The sequence below is a fragment of the Spirosoma spitsbergense DSM 19989 genome (genome assembly GCF_000374085.1).
GTDB classification, from domain to species: domain Bacteria; phylum Bacteroidota; class Bacteroidia; order Cytophagales; family Spirosomataceae; genus Spirosoma; species Spirosoma spitsbergense.
This window is the reverse complement of record NZ_KB893499.1, coordinates 135,296-148,773: the sequence shown is the minus strand read 5'-3', so window position 1 is coordinate 148,773 and position 13,478 is coordinate 135,296. Positions and strand designations below refer to the sequence as shown.

14 protein-coding genes are annotated in these 13,478 nt (G+C 50.9%); 1 reads left to right on the top strand and 13 read right to left on the bottom strand.

What is annotated here, in order from left to right; translation table 11 throughout:
* Positions 1-5 precede the first annotated feature (5 nt).
* The 7 genes from B157_RS0112100 to B157_RS0112070 form a co-directional block, all read right to left on the bottom strand.
* Positions 6-1,493, bottom strand: a complete 1,488-nt coding sequence (locus B157_RS0112100) for a sulfatase family protein (protein WP_020603591.1) — start codon at positions 1,491-1,493, stop codon at positions 6-8.
* 28 nt (positions 1,494-1,521) lie between these two features.
* A complete protein-coding gene (locus B157_RS0112095) occupies positions 1,522-2,688 on the bottom strand; it encodes an aldose epimerase family protein (protein WP_020603590.1) in 1,167 nt (388 codons plus the stop codon).
* Between the two features lie 93 nt (positions 2,689-2,781).
* Positions 2,782-3,480 (bottom strand): L-ribulose-5-phosphate 4-epimerase, encoded by a 699-nt coding sequence (locus B157_RS0112090; RefSeq protein ID WP_020603589.1) that lies wholly within the window; start codon positions 3,478-3,480, stop codon positions 2,782-2,784.
* A 96-nt stretch (positions 3,481-3,576) separates the two neighbouring features.
* Positions 3,577-5,118 (bottom strand): alpha-N-arabinofuranosidase, encoded by a 1,542-nt coding sequence (locus tag B157_RS0112085; RefSeq protein ID WP_020603588.1) that lies wholly within the window; start codon positions 5,116-5,118, stop codon positions 3,577-3,579.
* 6 nt (positions 5,119-5,124) lie between these two features.
* Positions 5,125-6,615 (bottom strand): L-arabinose isomerase, encoded by a 1,491-nt coding sequence (gene araA, locus B157_RS0112080; RefSeq protein WP_020603587.1) that lies wholly within the window; start codon positions 6,613-6,615, stop codon positions 5,125-5,127.
* A gap of 66 nt (positions 6,616-6,681) precedes the next feature.
* Positions 6,682-8,331 carry a ribulokinase gene (locus tag B157_RS0112075; protein WP_020603586.1) on the bottom strand — a complete coding sequence of 550 codons (1,650 nt, stop codon included), beginning with the start codon at positions 8,329-8,331 and terminating at the stop codon, positions 6,682-6,684.
* Between the two features lie 9 nt (positions 8,332-8,340).
* Complete coding sequence (locus B157_RS0112070) at positions 8,341-9,042, bottom strand: NUDIX hydrolase (protein WP_020603585.1); 702 nt, start codon at positions 9,040-9,042, stop codon at positions 8,341-8,343.
* A gap of 263 nt (positions 9,043-9,305) precedes the next feature.
* Here B157_RS0112070 and B157_RS0112065 point away from each other — a divergent pair, with 263 nt between their 5' ends.
* On the top strand, positions 9,306-9,542 hold the full coding sequence (locus tag B157_RS0112065; protein ID WP_245565066.1) for a hypothetical protein: 237 nt from the start codon (positions 9,306-9,308) through the stop codon (positions 9,540-9,542).
* A gap of 116 nt (positions 9,543-9,658) precedes the next feature.
* On the opposite strand, the gene B157_RS0112060 is transcribed toward B157_RS0112065, so the two are convergent.
* The 6 genes from B157_RS0112060 to B157_RS0112035 form a co-directional block, all read right to left on the bottom strand.
* Complete coding sequence (locus B157_RS0112060) at positions 9,659-10,081, bottom strand: OsmC family protein (RefSeq protein WP_020603583.1); 423 nt, start codon at positions 10,079-10,081, stop codon at positions 9,659-9,661.
* 255 nt (positions 10,082-10,336) lie between these two features.
* Complete coding sequence (locus tag B157_RS0112055) at positions 10,337-10,789, bottom strand: hypothetical protein (RefSeq protein WP_020603582.1); 453 nt, start codon at positions 10,787-10,789, stop codon at positions 10,337-10,339.
* Between the two features lie 9 nt (positions 10,790-10,798).
* The gene (locus B157_RS0112050) at positions 10,799-11,263 is read right to left on the bottom strand and encodes a hypothetical protein (RefSeq protein WP_020603581.1); all 465 of its coding nucleotides are present in this window, start codon (positions 11,261-11,263) and stop codon (positions 10,799-10,801) included.
* 71 nt (positions 11,264-11,334) lie between these two features.
* The gene (locus B157_RS0112045) at positions 11,335-11,907 is read right to left on the bottom strand and encodes an RNA polymerase sigma factor (protein ID WP_020603580.1); all 573 of its coding nucleotides are present in this window, start codon (positions 11,905-11,907) and stop codon (positions 11,335-11,337) included.
* Between the two features lie 120 nt (positions 11,908-12,027).
* Positions 12,028-12,981: a transketolase family protein gene (locus B157_RS0112040; RefSeq protein WP_020603579.1), complete on the bottom strand. Its 954-nt coding sequence runs from the start codon at positions 12,979-12,981 to the stop codon at positions 12,028-12,030.
* A gap of 8 nt (positions 12,982-12,989) precedes the next feature.
* Positions 12,990-13,406 (bottom strand): hypothetical protein, encoded by a 417-nt coding sequence (locus B157_RS0112035; RefSeq protein WP_157618406.1) that lies wholly within the window; start codon positions 13,404-13,406, stop codon positions 12,990-12,992.
* Positions 13,407-13,478 lie beyond the last annotated feature (72 nt).

The window sequence follows — 13,478 nt, the reverse complement described above, 5'->3', positions numbered from 1 at the left end:
CTGAACTATTTATCCGCTACTTTCCCCACGGGTCGAACGTTGGCACCCGTGCGGTTAGTGAGGTCATCCCCCAGGTCGACGCGGGCTTTTTCGACCAGATTTTGCAGATCTGCCAGCACCTCCGGGTACATGGCCTGCACATCGTACCGTTCGCCGGGGTCACGGCGCAGGTCGTAGAGAGCAAGCGGGTAGGGGTGGTCTTCCGGGGCTTTACCGGGGAAACCATCCTTACCCGGTAACTGACCTTCGTACGAGCGACCCGGATGCGGCAGAACCAGTTTCCAGTCGTCGCGCCGAACGGCTTCCAGGTTATTTTTTCGGTAGTAATAATAAAACTCCCGGCGGGGTGTCTGGGCAAAATCGCCTTTAAACAGCGGTATCAGACTAATACCATCAATGCGCTTTTCGGGCAGTTTGGCCGAACAGGCAGCGGCAATGGTGGGCAACAGGTCGATGGTAGAACTGAGTTTTGTACATACCCGTCCGGCGGGTACTACGCCGGGCCAGCGCACGAGGCACGGCACCCGCTGACCCCCTTCAAAACTAACGCCTTTTGCTTCGCGCAGGCCACCCGTAGACCCGGCATGGTTACCAAAGTTTATCCAGGGACCATTGTCACTAGTGAATATGACGAGGGTATTTTTGTCGATACCCGTTTCTTTCAGTGTTTTCAGAATTTCACCCACCGACCAGTCGACTTCCATCATCACATCGCCGTATAACCCCTGCTGACTTTTCCCCCGAAACGGTGCTGATGCCGCAATGGGTACGTGCGTCATGCTGTGCGGCATATACAGGAAAAACGGTTTGGTATTATTCTGCTTCTGCTTTTTGATAAATTGTATGGCCCGTTTGGTATATTCGCCGGTCAGCGTGGCCTGGTCTTCGAGGGTAGTAATGTCACGCAGGGGCCTGTCGTTCTCCATCAGTTGCAGCGTTGGGTACGACTTCTTTCGGTAATTAGTCTCGTCAGTAATGGGCTTTCCGTCATAATCGACTGGCCACATGTCGTTGGAATACAATAAACCGGTGTAGGTGTCGAACCCCTGCTTGCCGGGGAAAAAGGCCGGGTTATCGCCAAGGTGCCACTTACCGAAAATGGCCGTAGCGTAATCCTGTTTTTTGAGGACCTCGGCCAGGGTGGTTTCGTCAGGATTCAGGCCCACAGTTGATCTTGGCCCCAGCGCACCGCTAATGCCCACCCGGTTAGGGTAGCAACCCGTGAGTAAAGCGGCCCGCGAGGCCGAGCAAACCGCTTGTGCCGACAGAAAATTCGTAAACCGAATACCTTCCGAAGCCATCCGGTCGAGGTTGGGCGTCTGGTACTGCGTGGCGCCGTAGCAGCCCAGGTCACCGTAGCCCATGTCGTCCATAAAAATCAGGACGACGTTGGGCGGAGTGCTTTTTTGGGGCGACGTTTTAGCCGGAAATGAGCCTGTCAAAAGGAGTACCAGCAGGCAGCAAAGGCTGGCCAGAATTAAAAACTGCTTCATCGCTTCCGAAAATTAGCCGACGAATGCGTTACTCTTTCTTCGTCGAAAACTGATAAATGGTGGTGGTTTTATACGTTTCGCCGGGGCGTAGGGTCGTTGTCGGAAACGACGGCTGGTTGGGCGAATCGGGGTAGTGTTCGGTTTCCAGGCAGAGGGCGTAGCGTTTTTTGTACGGAAATCCTTCGCGGCCTACAACTTTGCCATTCAGGAAGTTGCCGGTATAGAACTGCACGGCGGGTTCTGTGGTACTTACTTCCATTACCCGCCCGGAGGTTGGCTCATAAACGGTAGCCGCCTTTTTCAGCGAACCGGCCTCTCCGTTCAGTACCCAAGCGTGGTCATAACCACCGCCGTATTTTATCTGTGTGTCGGTGGAATCGTTGATACGGGCACCTACCACCGTTGGCTTCGTAAAATCGAAAGGAGTACCGGCCACGGGCTGGAGTTTGCCGGTTGGAATCAGGGTTTCATCAACGGGTATAAACTTATCGGCATTGATGGTTACAACGTGGTCAAGGATGTCACGTTTAATATCCCCTGTCAGGTTAAAATAGGTGTGATTGGTCAGGTTTACCACGGTTGGCTTATCGGTCGTGGCCTCGTAATCAATCTTGAGGGCGTTATCTTTTTGCAGGGTGTAGGTCACCGTTACGGACAGATTACCCGGATACCCTTCTTCGCCATCTTTCGATGTGTAGGTTAGTTTCAGGGCGGGTTCGTCGCCATCCACAGGGGTAGCAGTCCACAGCACTTTATCGAAACCTACTTTACCACCGTGCAAATGGTTGCCCATGTTGTTGATAAACAGGTTATAGGGCTTGTCATCCAGCGTGAATTTTCCTTTGGCAATCCGGTTGCCATACCGCCCGACCAGTGCCCCAAAGAAGGGATTGTTTTTGACGTAACTCGACAATGAATCCAGACCCAGCGTTACATCCTCAAACTTCCCCTCTTTATCGGGGGCGGTCAACGCCACCAGGATACCGCCGTAGTTGGTGATTTTGGCGGTCATACCGGCCGCGTTTTGCAGCGTGAATAAATCAGCCGTTTGGCCATCGGGCAGTTGGCCGTACGTTGTTTTTTCGATGCCGGGCTTTTGTTCGTCGGCCGTATTTTCTTTTTTGGAAGAACAGGATGTCATAGTCAGAAGGCCCGTCAGCAGGGCCAGAGATAAACAATGGGTCAAAGCGTTCATGAATGATTAAGGAATTTAGGAAGTGAGTCTTTGTGTAGTTAGTAAAGAATAAATGGGGACGTTCATACTATAAACTGATGATAGATAGCCTTTTTACTCTTCCTGCCCATAGTAGGAATCAGGGCCGTGTTTCCGCTCGTAATGTTTGAGCCGGAGTGTGTCCTTAATCCGGGGCGTATGGGGGTTTATCTGTAACGTCAGTTGAGCCATACGGGCTACTTCTTCCAATACTGCCGAATTGTAGACGGCTTTGGCCGCCGTTTTACCCCAGGTGAATGGACCATGATTCTGTAACAGCACCATCTCCATGTCGCTCGGCGAAAGTCCTTTTTCGTGAAATGCGTTGACAATCTGGTTACCGGTTTCGTGTTCGTAATCGCCCTGAATCATAGTATCGCTCAGGACGGGGGCACAGGGGATATCCTGATGGGTGTGGTCGGCGTGGGTGGTGCCAAAAATGGGAATGTCCATACCCGCCTGCGCCCAGGCTACGGCGTATGTACTGTGCGTGTGCGCAATACCACCGATACTATCCCAGGTTTTGTAGAGCAGCGCGTGGGTTTTCGTGTCGGACGAAGGGCGGTAGATACCCTCGATGACGTTGGCGTCGAAATCGCAGATAACGATGTCGTACGGGGTCAACTCTTCATAAGGAACGCCACTGGGCTTGATGGCGAACACGCCCCGCTCGCGGTCAACGGCGCTCACATTGCCGAAGGTAAACAGTACCAGGCCCAGCCTGGGAAGCTGCATATTGGCCTCGTAACATTCTTCTTTTAAGGTTTGATACATAGGTGAAAGAGTGAAAGGGTGAATGAGTGAAAGAGCGAATGAGTGAATGGGTGCGGCTGCTATTCGCTCTTTCGCCATTCACTCTTTCGCTCATTTTTACATTTCCAGTACAACCACCGATACGGGGGGTAGGGTTACCGTCAGGGTATTACCCGACAATTTGGCCCCGTTGAAAGCAACTGGTTTGATGGTTTCCGGTTTATCGAAGGTGTTGTGGTCCTGAACGTGCGCCGATGTTAGAATACGACCGGTCACGGATGTGCTTTTTACGCCTTGCAGCGTCAGGGTAATGGTTTGCGGCTTGTTCAGGTCAATGTTCACGAGTGAAATGTGCGTCTTGCCAGCCTTATCGCGGGAGGCCGATACCGATACCGCCGGGAGTTTGTACTTATCCACCTCATAACTGCCGGATTTGATGTCGATGGGCAGGAGAGTAGCATCCTGGTGGACGCTGTACATTTCCATGACGTGGTAGGTAGGCGTGAGAATCATTTGTTCCCCCTTCGTCAGAATAACCGACTGCAACACGTTGATGGCCTGGGCCAGATTGGCCATGCGGACCCGGTCGGCGTGATTGTGGAAAATGTTGAGCGTAGAACCGGCCAGTATGGCATCCCGCATGGTATTTTGCTGATACAGAAAACCCGGATTCGTACCCGGCTCCACGTTGTACCAGGCACCCCATTCATCCACAATGAGTGCTACTTTTTTACTCGGGTCGTACTTGTCCATAATGGCCGCGTGCTTCCCAATGAACTCGTCCATTTTAAGTGCTTCGTCCATCGTGTGGGCGTAGTCTGTCTCGGTAAAATCGGTCGCCGATCCTTTGGCGTTTTCGCCCCAGCCGAACACCGAATAGTGGTGCATGGCCACACCCTCCAGCATATTCATGGGGATGTTTTTCATCAGCGTTTCGGTCCAGTTATAATCGTCGTCGCTGGCCCCCGATGCAATCCGGAAAATCTTTTCTTTACCGACGTTTGCGTTCATAAACGTGCTGTACTGCCGGTATAGATTGGCGTAATAGTCGGGTTTCATGTTGCCGCCACAACCCCAGGCTTCGTTGGCCACGCCCCAGTAGCGTACGTTCCAGGGGGCGGTGCGCCCGTTCTCCTGCCGAAGGGTAGACATGGGGCTGTCTTTCGGGAAGTTGACGTACTGCACCCACTCGCTCAATTCCTGTACGGTACCGCTGCCTACGTTCCCCGAGAGGTAAGGTTCGGTACCCAGCAGTTCGCACATGTTCAGAAAGTCGTGCGTACCGAAACTGTTGTTCTCGGTCACGCCACCCCACCAGGTGTTCACGATGGTTGGGCGTTTATCTTTTGGACCAATGCCGTCCTTCCAATGGTAGGTATCGGCAAAACAGCCGCCCGGCCAGCGGAGGTTAGGAATCTTTAGCTTTTTGAGAGCATCCACCACATCCAGCCGTACCCCATTCTTGTTAGGGATTTTGGTGTTGTTTTCGCCCACATAAAAGCCGTCATAAATACTACGGCCGAGGTGTTCGGCAAAATGGCCGTAAATGTGTCGGCTGATGACCGTTTTGCCATCATCTCCTTTGATGATCACCGTATTCTGCGCCTTAGCGAACAGACTAATGCCTGACAGGAGAACGATTGTGAGTTGTTTTTTCATAAAATATTATCGGTAATAGGATTCACTCCAGCGAAGTTCATTTTTCAGTTGACGCAGATTCGTATCACGGTCAATGACCACCAGTTCTACCCCGAATATGTCGGCCAAATCCTCTACATGGCTGGTTGTCAAGTTCTGACTGTACACCGTATGGTGGGCACCACCGGCCAGAATCCAGGCCGCACAGCCGGTGTGCATATCGGGCATGGGTTTCCATAACGCACGCGCCACGGGTAGTTTGGGCAACGCTTCCGATACAGACACAGCTTCCACTTCGTTGACCAGCAGCCGGAACCGGTTACCCATGTCAATCAGCGACACGTTGATAGCGGGACCCGCCGACGCATTGAACACCAGCCGAACCGGGTCGGCCTTGCCACCAATACCCAGCGGATGAATCTCGCAGGTGGGCTTATCGGCTGCGATGGAGGGGCAGATTTCAAGCATGTGCGAACCCAGCACCAACGGGTTTTCGGGGTTGAAATGGTACGTGTAATCCTCCATGAATGAGTTGCCGCCCGGCAGGCCGGAGGCCATCACTTTCATCGTGCGTACCATGGCCGACGTTTTCCAGTCGCCCTCACCCCCAAAGCCGTAGCCATCGGCCATTAGTCGCTGGGAGGCAATACCGGGGAGCTGGGTCATGCCGTGCAGGTCTTCGAACGTATCGGTATAGGCCGAGAAATTACCATCTTCCAGGAAAGCCCGCAGCCCCAGTTCAATTTTGGCCGCATCACGTAGTGAGCTATACTGTGCCCCGCCTTTACGCAGGGAATCCATTAGCGTATACGTATCGTTGTACTCCGCAATCAGCTGGTCGATTGCGGAGTCGCTCACCTGATTGATTACCGCTACTAAGTCGCCGATACCGTGCGTATTGACCGACATGCCAAACGTCATTTCGGCGGCAACTTTGTCGCCATCCGTTACGGCCACCTGCCGCATGTTGTCGCCGAAGCGAACCACTTTCATGGTTTTTAACTCGAAAGCCGCCACGGCCACGCGGGACCAGGCCGCAATTTTTTCCACTACGTCGGGCTGTTGCCAGAAACCGACCACAATTTTCCGGTTCAACCGCATACGGGCCATGATGAACCCAAACTCCCGGTCGCCGTGAGCCGACTGGTTGAGGTTCATAAAATCCATATCGATGCTGCTCCAGGGAATGTCGCGGTTGAATTGCGTGTGCAGGTGGAGCAATGGTTTCTGGAGGACGGCTAATCCCCGAATCCACATTTTGGCGGGAGAGAACGTGTGCATCCAGGTGATGATACCTACGCAACTGGGCGCTACGTTCGCTTCCTGACAGATGGCGTAAATCTCGTCGGGCGTTTTGACGACGGGTTTAAATACCACCCGAATCGGCATGGGGGCGGCTTTATCCAGAAATTCCGCAATGATTTGCGAGTGGTCGTCCACCTGACGGAGTGTTTCTTCGCCGTATAAATGCTGGCTACCGGTTACGAACCAGACTTCGTATTTTTTCAGGTCAATCATTAGATGAATAAATTTATAATAGACTGGCCAACATCTGATTGTCGACCTATTTCCTGTATTGTTTGCTTAGCCAGGCTGGGCCGTGTGTTGCTCAACAAACGCTCCCAGTTCGAGGTATTTTTTGTAAAGGCTATCGTATATAGCCACCTTGTCGGGGCGGGGCGTGTACTCAGCGTCGAAACCCGAACCCATGGCTTGCTGGGCGGCTTCCAGCGTGGGGTGAAAGCCAGCCGCTACCGACGCGCACATGGCTGCTCCCAACGCACAGGCCTGATCGGCCGTGGCCACCTGAATAGGTTTATTCAGGACATCGGCCAGGGTTTGCATGACGAAAGCCGATTTTTTAGCGACACCACCAATGGCAATTACCTTTTTGATGGGCACACCTTCTTCAATGAACCGCTCCACAATGCTGCGGGAGCCAAATGCCGTTGCTTCTACCAGTGCCTTAAACACTTTGGGCGCATCGGTGCCGAGGTTCAGACCGGTAAGGGCCGCTTTCAGCATGTGGTTGGCATCGGGTGTCCGGCGACCGTTTATCCAGTCCAGCGCCAGCACATCCTGTTCGGTTACAGGTAATTGGGCAGCTTTATCGGACAGGTGTGGAATGAGTTGCTGACTTAATTTGTCGGCTGCTTCATTACCTAGCAACTCCCGTACGGGACCGGCAATGAGTTGGGCGAACCAGGCGTATACATCGCCGAAGGCCGACTGCCCCGCTTCCAGCCCCAGCATGCCCGGCGCTACCGAACCATCAACCTGACCGCAGATTCCCCGGATGAGCCGGTGACCAATCTCCTGGTTGGGAGCCATGAGAATGTCGCAGGTGGAGGTACCAATGATACGCACGAACGCATAGGGCTCGATCTGTGCCCCAACAGCACCCATATGCGCATCGAATGCACCAATACCCACCACCACATCCGTAGACAGGCCCAATTTATCGGCCCATTCGGCGGATAGGTTCCCCATTGGCTGGTCTGCTGTGTAGGTTTCCGTGAACAAACGGTCGCGCAGACCATCAAGCAGCGGGTCAAGTTTTGTCAGGAATTCGTTGGATGGTAATCCATCGAACTCGCTATGCCAAAGGGCTTTGTGGCCAGCCGCACAGCGCGACCGGTGCAACGTGAGTGGGTTGGTATTACCCGTCAGCACAGCCGAAATCCAGTCGCAGTGTTCAATCCAGGAAAAGGCATGCGGCCGGATGGAGGCATCTACCCGAAGCTGATGCAGTAATTTGGCCCAGAACCACTCCGAGGAGTAGATGCCGCCAACGTATTTGGTGTAGTCTACATCCCAGTGGTGAGCCAGTTCATTTATTTCGCTGGCTTCGGCGTTGGCGGTGTGGTCTTTCCAGAGAATAAACATCCCATTGGGATTATCCAGGCAATCGGGGCGAAGGGCCAGTGGAAGACCCGTTTCGTCCACCGCACAGGGTGTGGAGCCAGTCGTGTCCACCGAAATGCCGACTACCTGCTGTTTGACCTCGTCGGGGGCCTGTGCTAGAGCACCCACGATGGATACTTCCAGCCCTTCCAGATAGTCGAGCGGGTGTTGCCGAAACTGCGCGGCTTCGGGGTCACAGTAAAGACCCTGTTTCCAGCGCGTGTATTCATGAACATGGGTGCCAACGGTTTCTCCTGTCAGGGCATTGATAACCAACGCTCTGACGGAGTCACTGCCAAAATCGACACCAATAACATAGGGATTGGTCATAGTAGGCGGTCAGGTTAAAGTTAGTTCCGGAAAAAAACTCACGAAGTCGTTTAGATAGCGCTGGTAGTTGGTGGTATCCAGCCGGTAAAGTTGCCCTTTTTTGGTGGCCGACCTGCTGTCTTTTTGACCTGTACTGAGTAGTAGCCCGGTAGAAATTATTTTTCGGCTGAAATTTCGCCGGTCGAGTTTGCGGTTATAAATCGCTTCGTACAGTTTCTGAAGTTGGGGAATAGTAAACTGTTCGGGCAGTAATTCAAATCCGATGGCGTGCAAAGCCGCTTTGTAGCGTAACTGCTGCCTGGCCTGTTCTACCATTCTGTTGTGGTCAAAAATCAGGTCGGGCTTGTCCGATAGATTAATCCAGTACGCATTATGCGCATTAATCGCGTTTATATCCTGCTGCTGGCTGTTGACCAGGGCGTAGTAGACAACGGAAATGGTGCGTTCAACAGGGTCACGATTTATGGAGCCGAAGGTTTGTAGTTGTTCGAGGTAGTTGTTCTTCAGGCCTGTCAACTCATACAAAATTCGCTGGGCAGCCGTTTCCAGGTCCTCATTTTCCTCCAGAAAACCACCCATCAACGACCACTTTCCAAGCTCAGGTTCAAAGTTTCGTTTGATGAGCAGCAGCTTAATGTCTTCCCCGTCGAAGCCGAAAATGATGCAGTCCAGAGCAACCAGGATCCGATTGGAATGCGTGTAATAACCCATTGTGACAACAAAGAAGGTCCAGGAAATCTATAATAGTGTATATAAGACACAATTATAGGAAAAAGCATTTGTAATCCATAAATTGTTCTAAAGAAATAATGAGCCGTGTCGATTCGTGTTGATTGTAGATCGTACAGAATTCGTTTGAGCGAGCCTTGTTTTTTCACGGACAGGACCAGAAATAGTGTACATTCAAAGCCAACTATTACCCCTATGTTAGCGGTATGACACCCGAACGCAGACTTGACCAACTAGAGCCGTTAATGGCTGACGCACTCCGAAAAATTGATCGTCGAGGGGCAGGGAAGCTTATTGATATGGTTACCCGCGCCGACCAGAATGCAACCAATGCCGCTGTTCGTGCAGACTATGCCGCTAAAATGACAGAAACAACGGCTAAAGGTGTGACGAACCTGACTGTATCGATGCAGAAGCAGTTTGACGAACTTAGAACCGGGCAGGAAACAATTATGGCTTTTTTGCGGGAGAAACTTCCCTGACATTCAGCGCCTGACAGAACGGTGTTTATGCCGGAGAGTTTTTAGATATAAACGACAAAGGCCGGATCAGTCCGGCCTTTGTTGTATGCTTATAGTAAGTAGGTTTCTTAATAGGTCTAGGATAATGTAGCCTCAACTGTGATTTTCGTGTCGAACAACTTGGAAATCGGGCAATTCGCTTTAGCATCGTCCACGAGCGACTGAAACCTGTCTTTGTCGATTTCCGGTACGCTTGCTTTTACGACCAGATGCGACTCGCTGATGCGACCAGCGTCGCTATCGAGTGTAATGACGCACTGCGTATCGATTGAATCGGCGGTAAAACCAGCCTCCTGTAAGTTAAACGCCAACTTCATGGAGAAACAACCCGCGTGTGCTGCGCCAATAAGTTCTTCCGGATTAGTACCTACGCCATCAGCAAATCGTGTGTTGAATGAGTATTGTGTACGGTTAAGTACTGTACTAGCCGTTGAAACTGTTCCTTTTCCTTCTTTACCCGAGCCTTCCCAATGGGCGGATGCTTTACGTTTAATGTTCATGTCGAATTAATTTATACGGTAAATTACAGTGAATGCCGAACCGTGTAAGGGTTGGTATATAGTAAAGCCCAATGGGAGAATTTTGTTACAAATTCGGCTGTCTGTCCTGTTTTCCGGAAAACGATTGAGTCGTGCTATTATACCCAATAATCAGGGATAATAGTACGACTCAACTAATCTTTGAGGCCGGTGGGTCTGTGATCGATGCGCTAAAGGGAGGTAGATAAAAGCCGTAAAATGTAGCTATTTACAGCACTAATTTCCCTGATTCAGTTTGTTGAGCAGCATTTTATTGAACACCTGTTCCGTTTTGTACAACTCGGTTAACTGTTGTGCTGTGATCACTTTCAAAAATCTACCCATGTATTCTTCATCCAGATCGGCGAGTTTCTGCTTAGTTGCGTTCACTTCCCGAAGTCCGTTCACCAGTTGTTCGTCGTTTGCACCGGAGCGGCTTGGAGCGTTATTTAACTGACGAACCCGCCGGTTTAACTCCTGTTTTTTTGCATTGTATTCATTATAAACCGCCCAAAACTGGGGAGCCTGATCGGTAGTCAGGTTCAGCCGGTTCGTAATCATTCCAATTTTGGCTGCTTCAATTTTCTGCCGTCCATTGCCGTCATTCTGTGCATTGGCCACCTGTGCCATAAACATCAGACTAACCAGCCAACCGATAAATACGTATCTCATTGTAGTAAGGTTAATCATGCTAAAAAATCAGGAACCCTGATTGGGAATATCCTGCACGTTATATTCTTTAATGTGTTGCTGAATGTCGACCGGATTCACATTGAGAAATTCAATGGCGGTTGTATCGCTACCCAGTGAGGAGTGAAGTTGCTGGCTATCGGCAAGTTCGTAGGCACTTACTCCCTGTTCTTCCAGGTAAGCGGTAATCATCTCATTGCTTACTCCGGCCAGTGCTTCACCTGGTAATGACTCCTGGCGCTGAGGTAGCGTTTGCCAGATCAACAGGGCAATCAGGCTGGCTCCCGCCAGTGATGCTGCCGTCCGTTGCCAGGACCAGCTAATGCTTAAAACGGGCCTGGACTTTTTTGTTACGTGGGCTTGTACGCGAGAGGGTAGCGTATCGAAGTACCCATCCGGAGCCGTAAACGGTACTTGCCGCAGTGGATGCTCGGGGGGTAACTCATCAAGCCTGAATTCGTTTTTGGCGTTCATTGTATTGGTGTGTATCCGATACACAATTTAATCTTGTTTCTGAGAATTTGACAGTCTGGGCCGGCTGTGGTTTAATCGGTTGTATCGGTTTTCGTTAGATAATCTTCAATTTTTTTCACAGCCAGGTGGTAAGAGGCCTTTAACGCACCAACTGATGTACCCGTAATGTCCGAAATTTCATCGTATTTCATATCATCGAAGTACTTCATGTTGAAAACCAGTCGCTGCTTATCTGGTAGTTTCAATAGTGCTTTCTGCAACTTTAACTGTATCTCTTCTCCACTCAACTCGTTGCCCGATGTAACGTAATCGGCGTTGGTTTCCAGCTTCTCCATCAGCTCACCTTCCACGTCGCCAATGGGCAGAAAAAAGCGTCGGCGTTTCTTATTGAGGAAGTTCAGGCACTCATTGGTAGCAATACGGTAAACCCAGGTATATAACTGACTGTCACCCCGAAACTGTTCCAGACTGTTCCAGACTTTTATGAACGTTTCCTGTACCAGATCGTCAGCATCATCGTGGTCGATGACCATTTTCCGGATATGCCAATAGATTTTCTGCTGATACTTTCGTACCAGGAGGTTAAAGGCATAGTTCCGGCTCGACGGGTCGCGGTATTTGGCAAGTAGTTCTTCGTCAGTCATTTTTCATCAGGAGCGAGGAGTTAGGAGCGAGTAATGAGGAGCCATCCGGCGATAAAAAATGCTGAAGCAATCATTGGAACCGGATGGCTCCTCATTACTCGTTCCTAACGCCTGATTCCTTTATTTTCTAGCTATTACTTTTTTTACCTGCTCAACAATTTTGTCGGCCGTGAGTCCGTACTTTTCCATGAGTTGGTCTGGAGTGGCACTCTCACCGAATGTATCATGAACACCTACATATTCAACAGGAGCCGGATAGTAACGGGCCAGTACCTGTGCCACGCTATCGCCCAGACCGCCGTTGATCATGTGCTCTTCGGCCGAAACCGCACAGCCTGTTTTCTTTACAGAAGCAAGAATGGCTTCTTCGTCCAGCGGCTTGATGGTGTGAATGTTGATAATATCCGCTTCAATACCCTGCTCCGACAGGATTTCGCCCGCTTTGATGGCTTCCCAAACCAGGTGGCCCGTACAGAAAATGGACACGTCTTTTCCTTCGTTCACCGTCCAGGCTTTCCCGATTTCAAATTTCTGGTCGGCGGGGGTGAATACGGGTATTACCGGACGACCGAAACGCAGGTAAACCGGCCCAACGTGTTCGGCGATAGCCAGGGTAGCGGCTTTGGTCTGGTTATAATCGCAGGGATTGATGACCGTCATGTTGGGCAGCATCTTCATCATGCCCAAATCTTCCAGAATCTGGTGGGTAGCCCCATCTTCGCCGAGGGTCAGGCCCGCGTGCGAGGCACAGATTTTTACGTTCTTGTTGGAGTAGGCTACCGATTGACGAATCTGGTCGTACACCCGACCCGTTGCGAAATTAGCGAACGTGGTAGCGAAGGGGATATGACCGCCAATGGTTAGCCCCGCCGATACGCCAATCATATTGGCTTCGGCAATACCGCACTGAATAAACCGGTCGGGGTTATCTTTGATAAAGGCTTCCAGCTTGAGTGAACCAGCCAGATCTGCAGTCAGCGCAATGACACTGGGGTTCGATTTGCCCAGTTCGGCGATACCCGCGCCAAATCCCGAACGCGTGTCTTTCTTTTCGGTATACTCGTATTTTTTCATAGTCTCGATTAATTCGCCGAAGCGAGGGTTTGCAATTTAGTTAGAAAATACTGCGCCGAGGGGCAGTTCGGGTGTTTGGCTGCGTTTTCGATGGTGAAGCCATACTTCAGCATTCGTCGGGCTAGTATCGGTTTAGTACCAACTCCACGTCCTGTACGCTGAAGGAACAAATCACGTATTTTTTCGAAAGGCTTCGTTTCCTGTTCCGGGTATTCGACATGAAAATGGCTATCGAGCAAGCGGCTCAACGTTGCTGAATCGGCTAAAAACCAGGCTTCTGCCTGCCGAACAGCAACAACAATATGCTGATTTTTGTATTCCCCAATTCGTAGTCGTGTATCTTCGATGGAAATGTTCTGATCGAGATCAGTCAATACGAAAATGGCGTTTGTACCGGCCTTCTCAAGTACACTGCGCCTTTCCATTAGTTTATGCGGTAGCAAATTACCGTTACCGTCAGCGTCTTCTATTGGAAATATACATTGTAGACGACAGTC

Coding starts and splice junctions, on each gene's coding strand:
- B157_RS0112065 (WP_245565066.1), top strand. CDS start 9,306: ATGGCTGACGCACTCCGAAAAATTGATCGTCGAGGGGCAGGGAAGCTT.
- B157_RS0112090 (WP_020603589.1), bottom strand. CDS start 3,480: ATGTATCAAACCTTAAAAGAAGAATGTTACGAGGCCAATATGCAGCTT.
- B157_RS0112100 (WP_020603591.1), bottom strand. CDS start 1,493: ATGAAGCAGTTTTTAATTCTGGCCAGCCTTTGCTGCCTGCTGGTACTC.
- araA (WP_020603587.1), bottom strand. CDS start 6,615: ATGATTGACCTGAAAAAATACGAAGTCTGGTTCGTAACCGGTAGCCAG.
- B157_RS0112070 (WP_020603585.1), bottom strand. CDS start 9,042: ATGGGTTATTACACGCATTCCAATCGGATCCTGGTTGCTCTGGACTGC.
- B157_RS0112040 (WP_020603579.1), bottom strand. CDS start 12,981: ATGAAAAAATACGAGTATACCGAAAAGAAAGACACGCGTTCGGGATTT.
- B157_RS0112060 (WP_020603583.1), bottom strand. CDS start 10,081: ATGAACATTAAACGTAAAGCATCCGCCCATTGGGAAGGCTCGGGTAAA.
- B157_RS0112085 (WP_020603588.1), bottom strand. CDS start 5,118: ATGAAAAAACAACTCACAATCGTTCTCCTGTCAGGCATTAGTCTGTTC.
- B157_RS0112075 (WP_020603586.1), bottom strand. CDS start 8,331: ATGACCAATCCCTATGTTATTGGTGTCGATTTTGGCAGTGACTCCGTC.
- B157_RS0112050 (WP_020603581.1), bottom strand. CDS start 11,263: ATGAACGCCAAAAACGAATTCAGGCTTGATGAGTTACCCCCCGAGCAT.
- B157_RS0112045 (WP_020603580.1), bottom strand. CDS start 11,907: ATGACTGACGAAGAACTACTTGCCAAATACCGCGACCCGTCGAGCCGG.
- B157_RS0112055 (WP_020603582.1), bottom strand. CDS start 10,789: ATGATTAACCTTACTACAATGAGATACGTATTTATCGGTTGGCTGGTT.
- B157_RS0112095 (WP_020603590.1), bottom strand. CDS start 2,688: ATGAACGCTTTGACCCATTGTTTATCTCTGGCCCTGCTGACGGGCCTT.
- B157_RS0112035 (WP_157618406.1), bottom strand. CDS start 13,406: ATGGAAAGGCGCAGTGTACTTGAGAAGGCCGGTACAAACGCCATTTTC.